Source organism: Mixta sp. Marseille-Q2659 (assembly GCF_940807255.1).
Lineage (GTDB): Bacteria > Pseudomonadota > Gammaproteobacteria > Enterobacterales > Enterobacteriaceae > Mixta.
On record NZ_CALNWY010000032.1, the window covers coordinates 23,486 to 40,768 of the forward strand.

15 protein-coding genes and 3 pseudogenes are annotated in these 17,283 nt (G+C 54.0%); 8 read left to right on the forward strand and 10 right to left on the reverse strand.

The window, feature by feature from the left end; all coding sequences use genetic code 11:
• The first annotated feature begins 125 nt into the window (after positions 1-125).
• Complete coding sequence (tpx, locus tag P3C52_RS17710) at positions 126-629, forward strand: thiol peroxidase (protein ID WP_275556246.1); 504 nt, start codon at positions 126-128, stop codon at positions 627-629.
• Between the two features lie 244 nt (positions 630-873).
• On the opposite strand, the gene tyrR is transcribed toward tpx, so the two are convergent.
• The 7 genes and pseudogenes from tyrR to pspA form a co-directional block, all read right to left on the reverse strand.
• Entirely contained in the window at positions 874-2,439 is a 1,566-nt protein-coding gene (gene tyrR, locus P3C52_RS17715; protein WP_275556247.1) for a transcriptional regulator TyrR, read from the reverse strand.
• A gap of 277 nt (positions 2,440-2,716) precedes the next feature.
• Positions 2,717-3,771, reverse strand: a pseudogene (locus tag P3C52_RS17720) (TIGR01620 family protein).
• Positions 3,768-5,164: pseudogene (locus P3C52_RS17725) on the reverse strand (YcjX family protein). Before P3C52_RS17725 ends, P3C52_RS17720 begins: the two co-directional pseudogenes overlap by 4 nt.
• Positions 5,165-5,304: 140 nt before the next feature.
• The gene (gene pspD, locus P3C52_RS17730; RefSeq protein ID WP_275556248.1) at positions 5,305-5,520 is read right to left on the reverse strand and encodes a phage shock protein PspD; all 216 of its coding nucleotides are present in this window, start codon (positions 5,518-5,520) and stop codon (positions 5,305-5,307) included.
• A 58-nt stretch (positions 5,521-5,578) separates the two neighbouring features.
• Entirely contained in the window at positions 5,579-5,941 is a 363-nt protein-coding gene (pspC, locus tag P3C52_RS17735) for an envelope stress response membrane protein PspC (RefSeq protein WP_275556249.1), read from the reverse strand.
• Complete coding sequence (gene pspB, locus P3C52_RS17740; RefSeq protein ID WP_275556250.1) at positions 5,938-6,162, reverse strand: envelope stress response membrane protein PspB; 225 nt, start codon at positions 6,160-6,162, stop codon at positions 5,938-5,940. Before pspB ends, pspC begins: the two co-directional genes overlap by 4 nt.
• Before the next feature lie 83 nt (positions 6,163-6,245).
• Positions 6,246-6,911, reverse strand: a complete 666-nt coding sequence (gene pspA, locus P3C52_RS17745; protein ID WP_275556251.1) for a phage shock protein PspA — start codon at positions 6,909-6,911, stop codon at positions 6,246-6,248.
• A gap of 163 nt (positions 6,912-7,074) precedes the next feature.
• Here pspA and pspF point away from each other — a divergent pair, with 163 nt between their 5' ends.
• Positions 7,075-8,160 carry a phage shock protein operon transcriptional activator gene (gene pspF / locus P3C52_RS17750; RefSeq protein ID WP_275556252.1) on the forward strand — a complete coding sequence of 362 codons (1,086 nt, stop codon included), beginning with the start codon at positions 7,075-7,077 and terminating at the stop codon, positions 8,158-8,160.
• A gap of 15 nt (positions 8,161-8,175) precedes the next feature.
• Here pspF and P3C52_RS17755 read toward each other — a convergent pair whose 3' ends face one another.
• On the reverse strand, positions 8,176-9,252 hold the full coding sequence (locus P3C52_RS17755; protein ID WP_275556253.1) for an acyltransferase: 1,077 nt from the start codon (positions 9,250-9,252) through the stop codon (positions 8,176-8,178).
• A gap of 328 nt (positions 9,253-9,580) precedes the next feature.
• A pseudogene (gene uraH, locus P3C52_RS17760) lies at positions 9,581-9,990 on the reverse strand (hydroxyisourate hydrolase).
• 416 nt (positions 9,991-10,406) lie between these two features.
• Here uraH and sapA point away from each other — a divergent pair.
• The 4 genes from sapA to P3C52_RS17780 all read left to right on the forward strand — a co-directional run bounded on the left by sapA (position 10,407) and on the right by P3C52_RS17780 (position 14,440).
• Entirely contained in the window at positions 10,407-12,035 is a 1,629-nt protein-coding gene (sapA, locus tag P3C52_RS17765; protein ID WP_275556254.1) for an ABC transporter substrate-binding protein SapA, read from the forward strand.
• Positions 12,032-12,997 (forward strand): putrescine export ABC transporter permease SapB, encoded by a 966-nt coding sequence (sapB, locus tag P3C52_RS17770; protein ID WP_275556255.1) that lies wholly within the window; start codon positions 12,032-12,034, stop codon positions 12,995-12,997. The genes sapA and sapB overlap by 4 nt, the downstream gene beginning before the upstream one ends.
• Before the next feature lie 293 nt (positions 12,998-13,290).
• A complete protein-coding gene (locus tag P3C52_RS17775; RefSeq protein WP_275556261.1) occupies positions 13,291-13,653 on the forward strand; it encodes a hypothetical protein in 363 nt (120 codons plus the stop codon).
• 136 nt (positions 13,654-13,789) lie between these two features.
• Positions 13,790-14,440 carry an epoxyqueuosine reductase QueH gene (locus P3C52_RS17780; protein WP_275556256.1) on the forward strand — a complete coding sequence of 217 codons (651 nt, stop codon included), beginning with the start codon at positions 13,790-13,792 and terminating at the stop codon, positions 14,438-14,440.
• Positions 14,441-14,645: 205 nt separating this feature from the next.
• Here P3C52_RS17780 and P3C52_RS17785 read toward each other — a convergent pair whose 3' ends face one another.
• Positions 14,646-15,002 carry an MmcQ/YjbR family DNA-binding protein gene (locus P3C52_RS17785; RefSeq protein WP_275556257.1) on the reverse strand — a complete coding sequence of 119 codons (357 nt, stop codon included), beginning with the start codon at positions 15,000-15,002 and terminating at the stop codon, positions 14,646-14,648.
• A gap of 524 nt (positions 15,003-15,526) precedes the next feature.
• Here P3C52_RS17785 and sapC point away from each other — a divergent pair.
• Both sapC and P3C52_RS17795 read left to right on the forward strand, forming a co-directional pair.
• A complete protein-coding gene (sapC, locus tag P3C52_RS17790) occupies positions 15,527-16,417 on the forward strand; it encodes a putrescine export ABC transporter permease SapC (protein WP_275556258.1) in 891 nt (296 codons plus the stop codon).
• Positions 16,417-17,283, forward strand: an 867-nt coding sequence (locus P3C52_RS17795) for an ATP-binding cassette domain-containing protein (protein WP_275556259.1), incomplete at its 3' end; no start/stop codon positions are given. The genes sapC and P3C52_RS17795, both read left to right, overlap by 1 nt.

Sequence of the window (17,283 nt, forward strand, 5' to 3'; positions counted from 1 at the left end):
GGTGATAAACCGACGGCGCAGTGGCGTGCCCAGGGGTGCGTTGTCTACGCTATAATTTCACTGTCTCACCTTTGCGGGTTCCTTTACACTGTTAACCTTGTTAAACAAAAGTAAAAGGATAGATTATGTCTCAGACCGTACATTTTCAGGGCAATCCGGTTAGCGTAGCAGGTCAGCTGCCGCAGGCTGGAGAAAAAGCGAAGGCCTTTACGCTGGTAGCAAAAAACCTGGCTGACGTCTCCCTTTCTGAATACGCTGGCAAACGTAAAGTGCTGAACATTTTCCCCAGCATTGATACTGGCGTTTGCGCTGCATCCGTGCGTAAATTTAATCAGCTGGCAGGCGAAATGGAAAATGCCGTCGTGCTGTGTATTTCTGCCGATCTGCCGTTTGCCCAGTCGCGCTTCTGCGGCTCCGACGGGCTGACCAACGTGGTGACCCTTTCCACGCTGCGCGGCGGCAACTTTAAAGATGATTACGGCGTAGCGATTGCTGACGGTCCGCTGCAGGGCCTGACGGCGCGCGCGGTCGTGGTGCTGGATGAGAACGATACGGTTGTTTACAGCCAGCTGGTTAATGAAATTACCACTGAGCCGGATTACGATGCGGCGCTGGCGGCGTTGAAATAATAACGCGCGTTTTTCGCCCCCGCCCGGGGGCGAAATTTACTTATCCCTTCGGTTATATGTTCCCGCTTTATTTCAATTAGCGCTGCACGTCGCTTTGATTATTTTCCATTCTTGTTCTGCACGCTCGCATCCGGCGTTTTTCAAAGTAAACAAGGGGAAATGTGGCTGTCGATGAGGTCGAATAAAAACCGACATAATCAACGGGCGCCAAAAGGCGCCCGTGATCGGCATGAGCATGCCGCGTTTAGCTTTCCGGCTCGCCCTTTTTCTGGCTCAGCCCATACTCACGCAGCTTATTGGCAATAGCGGTGTGGGAAACGCCCAGCCTTTTCGCCAGCTTGCGCGTGCTGGGATAGGAGAGATAGAGACGCGTCAGCACCGAACGCTCAAAGCGGCTGGTAATCTCATCCAGCGAGCCTTCCATCGCCTGCTCATCCAGCGCCAGCTGTTCGGTAAACTCCGGCAACATAATGTCCTGCGGACGCAGTTCATAACCTTCCAGCTGCGCCAGCGCGCGATAAAGTGCGTTTTTCAGCTGACGCACGTTGCCCGGCCAGTTATAGCGTGTCAGAAATGCGTTCAGCTGCGGCGACAGTCGCGGTTGCGGCACGCCCTGCTCATCGGCAAAGCGCGCCACAAACAGTTCGGTCAGCGGCAGAATATCCTGCGGGCGATCGCGCAACGGCGGCAGGTTTAATGTCAGGACATTGAGTCGATAAAAGAGATCTTCGCGGAATTCACCGCGCTGCACCAGCTCGGTCAGATTGCGCTGCGTGGCGCAGATCACCCGCACATCAACGTGAACCTCATGCTCTTCGCCGACGCGCCGGAAGGTGCCGTCGTTAAGAAAACGTAGCAGTTTGGTCTGCATGCGCGGCGACATCTCGCCAATCTCATCCAGCAACACCGAGCCGCCATTAGCCTGCTCAAAAAAGCCTTTTTTCCCTTCCAGCGCGTTGGGATAGGCACCCGGCGCATGGCCGAACAACTCGCTTTCCGCCACATCATCCGGCAGCGAGGCGCAGTTCAGCGCCAGGAATGGCTTTTTCCCGCGCGCACTGCGTAAATGGCAGGCGCGCGCCAGCATATCTTTGCCGGTGCCGGTATCGCCCACAATCAGCAGCGGCGCGTCGAGCATCGCCAGCTTGCGCGCCTGTTCGATGACCTGACGCATTTTGGGGCTGACCGCCACAATGTGCTGAAACTCGCTGTCATCATTGACCGCCAGATTTTGCAGCTGCCGCCCCATGCGCGCGGTTGATTTCAGCATTACCATGGCGCCCACCGGCAGCGTGGCACCCTCTTCTTCAGCGGTATAAACCGGGCGCGCCTCCAGCAGGAAGTCTCGCCCCTGGATGACGACGCGTTGCGTCTGCGCTTCGATACGCTCGCTCTCCAGCCAGCGGCTGAAGTTAAAGCCTGTGACCAGCGTCGCCACGGTGCTATTGCGAATTTTATGCTCATCCAGACCGAACAGGCTCTGCGCCGCCGGGTTAGCCAGCTCGACCTTGCCTTTCATATCAATGGAAAATACCGGTTCCGGCATAGCGGTCAGCAACGCGCTCAGTGCGCGATGTTCACGCTCCGACGGCATATAGGAAATGGTGCGCACATCGGTAACACCCGGAATGCGGCGAATTTCCGCCATCAGCTGGCTGAACTGCTCAAAAGCGATAGCGGAAAAACTGAGGTAAATGCGGCCAATCGGCGCAATTTCGATGCCCCGTAAATCGATGCTGCGTTCCACTAACAGATCGAGCAGTTCACGGGCGAGACCAATTCGGTCCTGACAAAAGACTTCCAAACGCATTGGGTAGGCCTTATGGAGTTTGGTAACAGCGAGTGATGAAATAATACGTCAACTTGCAGTAAGCCAGAAGCGCTCTGTCAGGATAAGTTGACAGAGACCGGCTACAACGTCACGGAGTGTAGCGAAAGTGTTAGCGATAATCATGCGCTTCCGCCATTTTTTAGAGGTTTATAACAAATTAGTGACGTCTGCCAGAATGGTGGTGGGAAAAGCCGCTTATTTTTCCGCTTTTATGCCGCTGAGCGTTCAGCGGCGGTCAGATTTATTAACAGGCTTTCTATTTGTCGGTTTTTGCTGTGCGTGACTGCAGCGTGGTTTTTAACTGATTAATCAGCTCACGCCGAAAATCGCCCAGCTGCGGACGATCGTCAAGCCAGGGCAGCGGACGGCACAGCTCCATCGCCTTGATGCCCAGCCGCGCCGTCAGCAGTCCTGCGCCGATGCCCTGCGCTGCACGCGCGGAAAGCCGGGCGGCCAAATCCTGCGACAACCAGTCCATGCCGACTTCACGCACCAGTTCAGAAGCACCGGCAAAGGCGATATTCAGTAATACCAGGCGAAACAGACGCAGCCGGCTGAAATAGCCGAGCTGAATGCCATATACCGCTGCGATGCGGTTAATCATGCGCAGGTTGCGCCAGGCGATAAAGGCCATATCAACCAGCGCCAGCGGGCTGACGGCGATCATTAGCGTCGCTTCGGCGGCGTTACGGCCAATCTCGGCGCGCGCCTGCCGATCGAGTACCGGCTGCACCAGCTGTGCATAGAGCGCCACCACTTCCCGATCGTTATGGGTTTCATGCAGCGACGCCTGCCAGCGCTGTAGTGCCGGATGCCCCTGATCGAGTCCGGCCTGCTGCGCCAGTTTTTCACAAAATTCCCGTCCGCGTCCCATACCGTGACTGTTTAACAGCTCGCGACCTGTTTCGCGTTCTTCCGCCCGCTGACGCAGCTGATAAAGATGACGCCACTCCGTTACCAGCGCACCGGCGCCCGCCAGAACGATAAGCAATCCAGCGGCGCCGGCGCCGAGGGAAAACCAGGCCTGATGCTGCCAGGCATCGACCATCCACTGCACGCCCTGCGCCACCGCGCTGGCGGCAAACAGACCGATCCCGGCCATTACCATGCGACGCCAGATGCTGCGCTTAGCGAGCGCGGCCTCAACAGGCGTTCATCGGCAGGCTCGATGATCAGCGCATCGTCCTCCTGCTGTGCAGTAAAATGCAGCTCCGCCTCGGTGAAATGCTGCGCCGGTTTCAGCGCATCCGGCTTTTCGCTGGATAGCGGTTGCGCAAAATCGATGCGCGGTTTTAATGGCGGTTGGTTCATCGCAGTTTATCTCCCAGTAAAAATTCCAGCGCGGCATCCATGCGGATATGCGGCAGCGGTCGATCCACGTCCAGCCGCTGCGGCCGGAACTGTTCAAAATGAAATCCCTGCTGTTGCCAGAAAGCGCTGCCCGGCAGGCGCGACGGCACCTCGCCCGGAAAGACGGTTAACGGCGCGCTGTCGCTGAGACGATGACCGCGCAGCGCCGGGATCTGTTGGCCCTGATGATCCACCGGGCCGCTTTGCGTCGCCTGCACCGAAGCCAGCCCGGGCAATCCATATTAATGCCCTCAAAGGCGGCGTTTTGCCACGCATCCTGTACCAGTTGCTGCAGCAGCGACACCAGGTTGGCATGCTGATCGGCAGTAATATGGTCTGCTTTGGTGGCAGCGAACAGTAGCTTATCAATCACCGGGGAAAACAGGCGGCGGAACAGCGTGCGCTGCCCGTAATGGAAACTTTGCATCAGCTGCGTCAGCGCCAGGCGCATATCGTTAAACGCCTGCGGCCCGCTGTTCAGCGGTTGCAGGCAATCCACCAGCACGATCTGGCGATCGAAGCGCAGGAAGTGATTTTTATAAAAACCTTTGACGACGTGCTGACAGTAGTAATCGTAGCGGGCGCGCAGCATGGCGATATTGCTGCCCTTATCGGCCTGCGCCAGCCGGGCTTCATCGCCCTCTTTCAGCTGCGGCCACGGGAAAAACTGCAGCGCCGGCGCGCCAGCCATATCGCCCGGCAGCACAAAGCGCCCCGGCTGAATGAAATGCAATCCTTCCTGTTTGCAGCGCAGCAGATAGCGCGTCCAGGCATCGGCTATCGCGGCCAGCCGGTTTTCATCAGCTGGCGCCAACGGATCGAGCGTCGCGCAGAGCTGCCGCCATTCAGCCGCCCACTCCGCCCGATCGCCCTGTAGCAGGCCGTTCATCTGGCGTGACCAGCTGAGATAATCCTGTGCCAGCATCGGCAAATCGAGCAGCCATTCGCCCGGATAATCGACAATCTCCAGATAGAGCGTCGCCGTCTGTTTGAAATGGCGCAGCAGGGAATCCTGCGAGCGAAAGCGCAGCGCCAGCTGCATTTCGCTGACGCCGCGCGTCGGCGTCGGCCAGGCGGGCGGATCGCCGTACAGCTGCGCCAGCCCTTCATCGTAGGTAAAGCGCTGAATGCCCATATCGCGCTGCGGTACGCGTTTCACGCCCAGCAGACGATCTTCGCGCGCCACCGAGAAGAGCGGCAGCCGCGCTCCACCGTGAATATTAAGCAGTTGATTAACTAATGAGGTAATAAAAGCGGTTTTTCCGCTGCGGCTCAGGCCGGTCACCGCCAGCCGTAAATGACGATCCACGCTGCGGTTCATCAGTGCTGTCAGTTCGCTTTGAATTCGTTTCATCAGGCTCGTCCCTGCGGCATCAAGAATAAGCCGGGAGATTATCAGGGCTCCCGGCAGAGTGATCCAGTGTACTGCATTAAGGAAAAGAACGGATAACGGGAGGCGCGCCCGCGTAAATAACGACGGCGCGCTGGCGCTGCTTAGCGCAGACGGGAAGCGAGACGGTTAGCAGCCTTTTTCAGCAGCGGCTCCAGCGCAAAAGCGATGAGCAGGCGTAACGGACGGCGGGCGACCGCTTTTACCGCCCAGCCGCTGATGCCGACGGGCGCCAGCATCAGACCATGAATCAGTAACTGTTTGCCTGCGCGTTTCAGCACCGGCGTGGCGCGCGTGGCGCGCTGACGAAAATTCGACATACGTCCCCTTAGTGATGGATTACCGGCTGGTCGGGCTGAGCGCCGACGCAGCCCGGCATTAAAGCTGACGAAAACGGCTGCGTACGCTAAAGGTTTCCGACGTGACGTAAAGCTCAAGCTGACGCAGCTTGTTTTCATTTTGCGCCATTTCATCGCTTAGCGCGTCGAGCAGCTCATCTGCCCGCAGCGGAGCCGCTTCTTCACTGGCGTGCAGCGGCATCGGCTCCAGCGCATAGCTGAGGATGATGTACGCCACCAGCGTAAACATAAACAGGCCAAACAGCATCGACAGGACGACGATGACGCGAACCAGCGTCACCGGGATCTCCAGATAGTGGGCGATCCCGGCGCAGACGCCTTTGACCTTACCCTGCTGTGGAATACGCCACAGCTTCTTTCCGCTAAAACGGCTTTTACTCATGGCTGCCTCCATTCCGGGTGTTCCGCATCAAGGATCTCTTCCAGCGTCTGAATACGTTCACGCATCCGACGCGCATCCTGCGTCAGCTGTTGCAGGCGCTGCATATCGCCTGAGGACAGGCTGGCGCCATTCTGACGGTTGCTGTAGTGCAGCCATAGCCAGACCGGCGCGACAAACAGCACGAAAATGGTCAGGGGTATGGCAAGAAATAGTGCGCTCATTCTCTCTCCTTGATGTTATCGCCCTTCGGGCAAAACGGCTTAAAAGGATCAGCGCCCTGCATGTAACAGGGCGGGCTATCCTGTTATTCGCTGCGGTTCATTTTTGCTTTCAACGCCGCCAGCTGCTCGCCGATTTCATCATCTGCTTTCAGTTCGGCAAACTGCTGATCCAGCGTTTTGCTTTTACCGAAGCGATGGCTTTCTGCTTCTGCTTCCATATGGTCGATACGACGTTCGAAAGATTCAAAGCGCGCCATAGCATCGTCAATTTTGCCGCTGTCCAGCTGACGACGCACATCGCGTGATGAAGACGCCGCCTGATGACGCAGCGTAAGCGCCTGCTGACGCGCGCGCGTTTCACCCAGCTTTTTCTCCAGCTCGGCGATTTCGCCTTTCATCCGCGCCAGCGTCTCATCGATCTGCGTAACTTCCTGCTGAAGCGTAGCAATCAGATCGGTCAGTTTCTGTTTTTCAATCAGCGCGGAACGGGCCAGATCGTCTTTATCTTTACGCAGGGCCAGTTCAGCTTTTTCCTGCCACTCATTCTGCTGAGTTTGCGCCTGTTCGATACGACGCAGCAGCTGTTTACGTTCTGCCAGGCCGCGTGCCGAAGTGGAACGCACTTCAACCAGCGTATCCTCCATCTCCTGAATCATCAGGCGCACCATTTTTTGTGGATCTTCAGCTTTATCCAGCAGCGTGTTGATGTTGGCGTTTACGATGTCGGCGAAACGAGAAAAAATACCCATAATTAACTCCTCCAGTTTTTAGCGCTTAATGACGCTTTGCACAGGATATATATCAAGTTCCGTGCCAACTTTTATTTAATTGATTTTATTATATTTTTTATTTTGACTTTTAAAGAAGCCCTTCTATATTAGCCAAATAAACTAAATAATGGTCAATTTAACCATGAGTGAAGCGAACGAAAACCTGCTGGGCGAAGCGAACAATTTTCTGGAGGTGCTGGAACAGGTATCGCGCCTGGCGCCGTTAAATAAACCTGTACTGGTGATTGGCGAACGCGGCACCGGTAAAGAGCTGATCGCCAGCCGCCTGCACTATCTTTCCGACCGCTGGCAGGGGCCATTTATTTCTTTAAACTGCGCCGCGCTAAATGAAAACCTGCTCGACTCCGAGCTGTTTGGTCATGAGGCGGGCGCGTTTACCGGCGCGCGTCAGCGTCACCTGGGACGTTTTGAACGCGCCGACGGCGGCACGCTGTTTCTGGATGAACTGGCGACAGCGCCGATGCTGGTTCAGGAGAAACTGTTGCGCGTTATTGAGTATGGACAGCTGGAGCGCGTTGGCGGCAATCAGTCATTGCAGGTTAATGTGCGGCTGGTTTGCGCAACGCATGCCGATCTGCCGCTGCTGGCGCAACAGGGCCGCTTTCGCGCCGACCTGCTGGATCGGCTGGCGTTTGATGTGGTGCAGCTGCCGCCGCTACGCGAACGCCGCAGCGACATTCTGTTGTTAGCCGATCATTTTGCCATTCAGATGTGCCGTGAGTTGGGGCTACCGCTCTTTCCCGGCTTTTCCCATGACGCGCAGCAAACGCTGCTCGGCTACGGCTGGCCGGGAAATATTCGTGAGTTGAAGAATGTGGTGGAACGCTCGGTTTATCGTCACGCGTCCACCGATGAAGAGCTGGATGAAATTATTATTAACCCTTTTGCGCCGCGTCAGGCGGACGCTACGCCGCAGCCCGAACCACAGATTGCGAGCGCATCCTCCGCAAGCCCGCTTGCTGGCCAGGAGCCTGCGGACGCGCTTTCTTCTGGGCCACTTTCCCCCCAGCCGCTTGCCGACGGTCTCCCTTCCCTGCCTTTCGATCTCAGGCAGTGGCAGCAGCTGCAGGAAAAAGCGCTGATGGAAAAGAGCCTGCATCAGGCAAAATATAATCAGCGCCGGGCGGCGGAGCTGTTAGGCGTAACCTATCACCAGTGGCGCGCCATGGTGAAAAAGCATGACATAACGCCGCGCCAGGCCGGGTGAACAGCTACAGTGGCGTTAGCCAAGGCTCTGCTTCAACATCGCCGGGGGTATTTTTCCCCGTTTGAAGTAGGCATTGATCGGCTGTTCGATCAGGCGCCATGATACAATTCCGGTAATAACCGCTCCGGCAAACATCAGCAGAACAAATAGCGCGTTGTAATGCGTCAGATGAAGTTTATGCAATACCAGTGCGGCTGGCGAAAGGATAAAAGGATGCGTCAGATAAATAGAATAGGATGCGTCCCCTACTAAAAGGGCGGCCTTTTTTCCAGGAAAAGCGGTTTTATTTATTACCGGCTCCATCCCGACCACGGCTAAAAAGACCAAAAACACAGGAATGCCTGCACTAATGGTTCTGCCGGTAACGTCCTCAATAATCCCCAACTGATTTTGCAATATTAAAAGAACTAACCCGAGCGAAAGGAGCAACAGGCAAATTTTTATGGATAATGTTTTCGTTTGTATTATTTTAAAAGCTAACATCCCTAAAATAAATTCGATAACTATTTCGTTGGTTATAAATTTCAGCGTAGGATGTTGTGGTTGAAAAATAATGCCTACAGCCACCAGTAACTTCAGCGTAACGGAAGAAAGAATAATTTGCCGGTTTACTGATGCAGAAATTAACCAGCCGGCAAAGATAATATAAAAAAGGAACTCATAACTTAGCGTCCAGCCATTATTCACCAGTAGCTTATTACCCAGCGGAATCAGCGTCCAGGACGAGAAGATGCTTGTCTCGCCGCCGGAGGAATTGACCATTGAGGGCGCCAGCAGATAAATAATCATTGCAGCGGCGGTAACCGCCCAGTACAACGGAATAATTCTTTTAATGCGATGCTGCATAAACTGGCGGAAGTTCATAGGCCTGTTGGTTACCGAGTGGCACATAATATAGCCAGAAATAATAAAAAACAGATCTACCCCAAAGTAACCAATATGATAATCGCTCAACGCGCCGGTATGATACTGCGCACCCTTAATCGCAATATGATGTAAAACCACCATCAATGCTGCTATGGCGCGTAATAATTGTATTGAAATAACCATATTTATCCTTTCAATTGACAGATGACCAAAAATAATAGCCATCCACCTTTACTGATTAGTAACACCCAATTTATCTGGCGTCCTTGTTAACATTATTTTTATTGCTTACACCGCACGGGTGCAGAGAGGCTTTCCCGGCCAACAAAAATACGCCAAAAAAGATGAGCGTCTTTGACCATCATCAAATAAAATTCTTCGCATATTGTTTCACAGCGGGTGAATAAAGCAGAGAAGGCTATTTTCAGAATAACCTTAATCGACGGGTAAAGTGTATTAGTGGGATTATTAAGCGGACATGGAAGAAAAAGAGAATCTGTTTTAATAGCGGTATTCTTATACCGCTATCAGAAGTCATTTTACTCTGTGCGAATCAGCTGCCGCGGTAGGTGGAAAATCCATACTGGCTCAGCAGCAGCGGAATATGGTAATGCTCCTGAGTATTGGCGACCTGGAAGTTCACCGGCACGTCCGGGAAAAAGGTCTCCTTTTGCTGACCGTGAAAATAGTCACCGGTATGGAAAGTCACACGATATTCTCCAGCGGTAAACGCTTTGCCATCGGGCCAGAAGGCGCCGATACGCCCATCGGTATCGGTGGTTTTACTCGCCAGCCGTACCCATTTACCGCCCTGCTGCTGCTCCAGATCGACTTTTACGCCCGCCGAGGGTTTACCGGTTGCGTGTTAAGCACATGAACGCTTATCGGGTTGCGCGGTGCTTCCGCCAGCGCGTTTGTCATCATGCCCAGCCCAGCCAGCAGTAAAACAGCTTTTATTTTCATACGACGCTCCTTAGTGTTGTCATCCCGTACAGACTAAGCGCGACTGAATTAAAGATCGCGAAAAGCGCTTCAGATCTGAAATTTCCCAGAAGATTAAATAGTGAAGGGTAACTGGCTGCCAGAATCGCAGGCAAAAAGCCCGCATCGGCGGGCAAGTAATACTGGAAGCAATGTGAGCAATGTCGTGCCTTCTTCGGTAGAGCCACCGTTGAAGCGCAGGAGAATAGTAATCATTCTCAATATACTTTGTAAAGCTCTTTGTTGAGAATTTTTCTCATTTCCATATAAAAGCTGAGCCTATTCGCGCGCAACACAGGTTAAATGGTGGAAAAAACAGCGGCCGTCCCGCCAAACTTTGGGACAACCTGCAGAGTGCGATACACTCTGCCCTGTCACCCATTGAATATTAACTTCCTATGTTGAAACTCTTATCCAGGCTGTTGTCAGGACTTCTGTTGATCAGCGCAGCCGGTCACGCCGCGACGCCTGAAGATATTCGTAACAGCGGTTTCGTCTACTGCGTTAGCGGCGTTATGAATACCTTTAATCCTCAGCTGGCCAGCAGCGGCCTGGTGGTTGATACCCTTTCGGCGCAGCTTTATGACCGCTTGCTTGATGTCGATCCCTATACCTATCGCCTGATCCCAGAGCTGGCCGAACGCTGGGAAACGCTGGATAACGGCGCGACTTACCGTTTTCATCTGCGCCACCGCGTTGCCTTCCAGAAAACCGCCTGGTTTACGCCGGGACGCAGCATGAATGCGGACGATGTGGTGTTCAGCTTTGCCCGTATTTTCGATCGCCATCATCCCTGGCATAACATCAACGGCGGTGACTATCCCTATTTCGACAGCCTGCAATATGCCGACGCGGTAAAAAGCGTCAAAAAAATCAATGACGACACGGTAGAGATCCGCCTGAAAAACCCGGACGCCTCCTTTTTATGGCATCTGGCGACGCACTACGCGCCGATTCTCTCCGCGGAGTATGCACAGCAGCTGGAAGCACGCGATCGTCAGGAAGAGTTGGATCGCCAGCCGGTCGGCACCGGGCCGTTTATGCTGAATGAATATCGCGCCGGACAATATGTCCGCCTGGAGCGTCACCCGCATTACTGGAAAGGCTTGCCGCGCATGCCGCAGGTGGTGATTGATATGGGCGTGGGCGGCACCGGCCGACTGTCGAAATTGCTAACCGGCGAATGCGACGTTCTCGCCTATCCGGCCGCCAGCCAGCTGACGATTCTGCGTGACGATCCCCGTTTGCGGCTGACGCTGCGCCCGGGAATGAATATTGCGTACCTGGCGTTTAATACGCGCAAGCCGCCGCTCGATCGCGTAGAGGTGCGTCAGGCGCTGGCGTTGGCGATTAATAATGAGCGCCTGATGGAATCAATTTATTACGGTACGGCGGAAACGGCGGCGTCAGTGCTGCCGCGCGCCTCCTGGGCTTACGATAGCGATGCGAGCGTCACCGAATATAATCCTGATAAGGCGCGGGCAATGCTGAAAGCGCTGGGGCTGGAGAATCTGGAACTGACGCTGTGGGTGCCTTCTGCCTCGCAGTCCTGGAATCCCAGCCCGCTGAAGACCGCCGAGCTGCTTCAGGCCGATCTGGCGCAGGTCGGCGTGCGCGTGTCGATTAAAGCGGTGGAAGGCCGTTTCCAGGAAGCGCGTCTGATGCAGATGAATCATGATCTGACGCTGACCGGCTGGGCCACTGACAGTAACGATCCAGACAGTTTTTTCCGGCCGCTGCTGAGCTGCGCGGCGATTAATTCCCAGACTAACTACGCGCACTGGTGCAATACTGATTTTGATAACGCGCTGCATCAGGCGTTGTTGTCGCAACAGCTGGCGGCGCGTATTGAACACTACGATCGGGCCCAGCAGATTCTGGCGCAGGAGCTACCGGTATTGCCGCTCGCCTCTTCGCTGCGCCTGCAGGCTTATCGACACAATATACAAGGCCTGGTGTTAAGTCCGTTTGGCAATGCCTCTTTCGCAGGCGTTCATCGTGATAACGGCGAGGAGTCGAAACCGTGATTATCTATACGTTGCGCCGACTGGTATTGCTGCTGGTCACGCTGTTTATGCTGACGCTGGTGGCCTTCAGCCTGAGCTATTTTACGCCGCACGCGCCGCTGCAGGGCGCTTCCCTGCTCGATGCCTGGTGGTTCTGGTTTACCGGCGTTTTGCAGCTCGATTTCGGCGTTTCCAGCATTAACGGCCAGTCGATCAATCTACAGCTGCGCGAGGTTTTTCCCGCCACGCTGGAGCTGTGTATTCTCGCCTTTAGTCTGGCGCTGCTGGTGGGGATCCCGCTGGGTATTATCGCTGGCGTGATGCGCAACAAGTGGCAGGATCGCGCAATCAGCGCCTTTTCCCTGCTCGGCTTTTCGATGCCGGTGTTCTGGCTGGCGCTGCTGCTAACGCTCTTTTTCTCGCTGAATCTCGGCTGGCTGCCGGTAAGCGGGCGTATCGATCTGCTGTATCAGATGAAATCAGTCACCGGCTTCGCGCTGATTGACGCCTTTATTAGCGATTCGCCGTGGCGCAAAGAGATGCTGATCAATGTGGCGCTGCATATGGTGCTGCCGGTCACCACGCTGGCGATCGCGCCTACCACTGAAGTGATACGCCTGCTGCGCAACAGCACCAGCGAAGTGATCGATGCGAACTATATCAAAGCGGCCGCCACGCGCGGCCTGTCGCGTTTCACCGTAATCCGCCGCCACGTCCTGCATAACGCGCTGCCGCCGGTGATCCCGCGCCTCGGCCTGCAGTTTGCCACCATGCTGACGCTGGCAATGATTACCGAAATCGTATTTAGCTGGCCTGGCCTCGGACGCTGGCTGATTAACGCTATTCGCCAGCAGGATTATGCGGCGATTTCCGCCGGCGTTATGGTGGTGGGCAGTCTGGTGATTATTGTCAACGTGCTATCCGATATTTTGGGCGCCATGACCACCCCGCTGAAACATAAGGAATGGTATGCCCTGCGGTAGCAGGGCTGGCGCTTTGACGATGTCGAACTTTTGCTCATCTTTAATCCGATTTCCGCTTATAGCGAACCCTAAACCGCTTCGATTTAGCTGGCGAGGAGCGGTAACACGTCAACAGGCCATGTCCGGCGTATCTTTGTAACGCTGTAACCATCGAAGCATTTCATATCACCACGTTCGTTTTTTTTGGCTGTATATATCGACAACAATCAAACTGACAGAATGATTATGCGCAAAGATATATCATCGGCGTAGTCATAAAGTCATCAATAGTAAGAGGAAATTTAGGCATCCAGATAATGAAACACGGTTTAATTTTTGCTCTCCTGTTATTCCTGGCCAAACCGTCCTTCGCTTTTTCACTTGATAACAGTGATATTAAGCTGTTTTGCCCACAGCGTGGACAAATAGAAGTGATCCTGCATCGCTACGAACATACGCAAGAATCATGGGATAAGGATCAATTCGAAACGGGCGGTGGTCATTCCCGTAAAGGCCCACTGCTAATGATTGAATTTGCCAATCTGGATCAGATGATTTACAACCAGGCTTCGGGCGTTTTTTCCTACTGGTATGCAGAACAGCGGCGCCTCGTTCAATGTAGGCTTCTGAGCATGACAAATCTTTTTCCTGTTGATATTCCTTACTATCACGAATAAGCCTTACGGCTCAGTTATATCGAAAGCGAAATAACCTGGCCGTTAAAGCATGCCTTTTCGTATGTTTTGATCGGCTCGCCTGTTAGTCACTATCCAGTGGGATATTATCCCCCTTTGTACGTTTATAAAGATACCGATGAATAAGTCCGTAACACCGTCTCTAAAACTACCTAATGGTTCGAAAAAACTCCTGCTTCATACCTGTTGCGCACCTTGCTCCAGTGCCGTAATAGAAGCGCTGATGCAGTCTGAAATTGATTTCACTATCTATTACTACAATCCGAACATACATCCAGTAGCGGAATATCTGGCTCGTAAAAATGAGAGTCAAAAGTATGCGACGAAGCTGGGGATAACCTTTATAGACGATGACTATGATCCAAAGATGTGGTTTCAGCGCACCCGGGGGCTGGAATTTGAACCCGAGCGGGGAAAGCGCTGTACCGTATGTTTTGACATTCGTCTGGCGCAAACGGCCAGATATGCTGCTGCACATGGCTACCAGGTTATAACCAGCACACTTGGCATATCCAGATGGAAAAATCTCCAGCAGGTTAATGAATGCGGCCTGCGCGCTGTTGAAAAAATAGCGGGTGTTACTTACTGGGATCATAACTGGAGAAAGAATGGCGGCTCGACGAGGACAGCTGAAATCACCAAAGCGGAAGGCTTTTACCGCCAGGAATATTGCGGTTGCGCATACTCTTTACGTGACACCAATCGTCACAGGAAAGCCACGGGACGTGAAATTATTCAGCCCTTCCCGGTTGATTCGTTACAAGATTAAAGACAATGGATACCTGTCAATCAGAGCAACAATAAGCCGTCTGTTTCATAACCCGAACGAACTGCAATGCAATGCAATACAGTCACCAGGCAGCTTATCTTTTCTGTCAAAGTGATAAAACCTGTTATCAGGCAGGGTTTAATACCGGCACGAATAGGTATTTTATGCCGCTACCGGTAAACAGATGCGTCAGCTTTGGGATTACTCAGCGCGAGGTAAGCACATGACTGTCAGCAAGCAATTCATAAATCTCTGCGTCCGGGAGCGGGCCTGAGAGCGGTATGCTTATCCAGTGTTCTTTATTCATATGGTAGGCGGGAAGAATGCCCTCTTTTTTGCGCAGGGAGCCGATATATTCCGGTCTTACCTTGATGACCAGTACGTCTAACTCATTTTCACTACTGAGCCCCAGCTTTGAACCAGCAACATTCATAACCAGCGCAAACCATTTGCGGCCGTTATGATGGCGAAGAACAGCATAGTTCGGAAATTTGCGCCAAAGGTACTCCGGCTCAGCGCTGTAGTTTTCAAGCACATATTTAAATAAGGTGTCTCTTTTCATTATTTTCCCTGATGGTATGAAATGATCGCTAATCTCCAGGCCTTTTTTATAAGTACGGGCGTCATTGCCACAGGCTGTATGGTCAGCCGATTCTCTTTTCAGTTAACCCAGCCCTTTCGCGAAACCCATTGCCAGTGGCTAAGCCCGCCGCCGTTCTCGCCTGAGACAAGGGTACAGGGGGGAAGCCACCTATGCTAAGCTGTACAGGTTTTCCCTGCCATCGGTGTAGCGATAAAAGAACAGAACGCCCCGGAAACCGATAGCCTGACGTTCAACCTGAGAGAATCAGAAATGACTTCGACTTTGTCTCAGCGTTTTTCGCGAGTCTTTCTAAGCTTATATCTGTCAGCACGTGTACACTTCCGGTCACATTACAGTGCGACGGTCACAAAAGCCCTAAAACAGGGCTATGCCAGCCCGGCAGCCGTAGGCATTTAAAACTGCAAAATCGACTTATGTTATTGATATGAAGTCAAAAATTAAAGAAAATCAGAGCATGCAAAAACCATGCAAAGTGGGGATCTATGCCCGCCGATAATATCTATGCCGAAAAGCGTCTTCCCAGCCCGTTCCGCCATACCTGGCGGCTGTTTTACCATGATACCAGCGCGATGGTGGGCTTTTACGGTTTTATCGCCCTGCTGTTTCTCTGCCTGTTCGGCAGCTGGCTGGCGCCTTACGGTCTTGATCAGCAGTTTCTCGGCTATCAGCTGCTGCCGCCCTCCTGGTCTCGCTACGGCGACGTCTCCTTTTTTCTCGGCACCGATGATTTAGGCCGCGATGTGCTGAGCCGTTTGCTCAGCGGCGCCACGCCAACCGTAGGCTCCGCGCTGCTGGTAACCCTGGCGGCGGCATTGTGCGCGGTGGTGCTGGGCGTGTTAGCTGGCATTACGCACGGGCTGCGCTCGGCGGTGATGAACCATATTCTCGATACGCTGTTGTCGATTCCGTCGCTGCTGCTGGCGATTGTAGTGGTGGCCTTTCTCGGCCCGCGGCTGGAACATGCTCTGCTGGCGGTGTGGCTGGCGTTGTTGCCACGCCTGGTCAGGGCGATTTATACCGCCGTCCACGATGAACTGGAAAAAGATTATATTGTGGCGGCGCGGCTCGACGGCGCCAGCAATAAAGCGATCCTCTGGCATGCCGTTCTGCCGAACATTCTGCCGCTGCTGGTGAGTGAATTCACCCGCGCGCTTTCCATGGCGATTCTTGATATTGCCGCGCTCGGCTTTCTCGATCTTGGCGCGCAGCTGCCCTCGCCTGAGTGGGGCGCGATGCTGGGCGACGCGCTGGAACTGATCTATGTTGCGCCATGGGCGGTGATGCTGCCCGGCGCCGCGATTATGCTGAGCGTATTAATTATTAATCTGTTGGGCGACGGGGTTCGCCGCGCCATCGTGGCGGGAGTGGAATAATGCCGTTACTTGATATTCGTAACCTGACCATTGAGTTTATGACCGCCGACGGGCCGGTGAAAGCGGTGGATCGGGTTAACCTGACGCTGAACGAAGGCGAAATCCGCGGGCTGGTCGGCGAATCAGGCTCAGGTAAGAGCCCGATCGCTAAAGCCATCTGCGGCGTAACCAAAGATAACTGGCGCGTCAGCGCCGATCGCATGCGCTTTAATGATATTGACCTGCTGTGCCTCTCGCCGCGTGAACGCCGCCGCATTGTCGGCCATAACGTTTCCATGATTTTTCAGGAGCCGCAATCCTGTCTGGATCCGTCGGAAAGGATTGGCCGTCAGCTGATGCAGGCAATCCCCGGCTGGACCTGGAAAGGCCGCTGGTATCAGCGTTTTCGCTGGCGGCACGCACGCGCCATTGAGCTGCTGCACCGCGTCGGCATTAAAGATCATAAAGATATTATGCGCAGCTATCCCTATGAGCTGACCGAAGGGGAATGCCAGAAAGTGATGATTGCCATTGCGCTGGCCAATCAACCGCGCCTGCTGATCGCGGACGAGCCGACCAACGCGATGGAGCCAACCACTCAGGCGCAAATCTTCCGTCTACTGAGCCGCCTTAACCAGAATAACAACACCACGATTCTGCTGATCAGCCATGACCTGCGCACCATGAGCCAGTGGGCTAACCGTATTAACGTGCTGTACTGCGGCCAGACGGTAGAAACCGCCGCCAGCCAGGATCTGATTGCTACGCCGCATCATCCTTATACTCAGGCGCTGATCCGCGCCATGCCGGACTTTGGCAGCGCGCTGCCGCATAAAAGCCGCCTGAATACCTTACCAGGCGCGATTCCGTCGCTGGAACATCTTCCT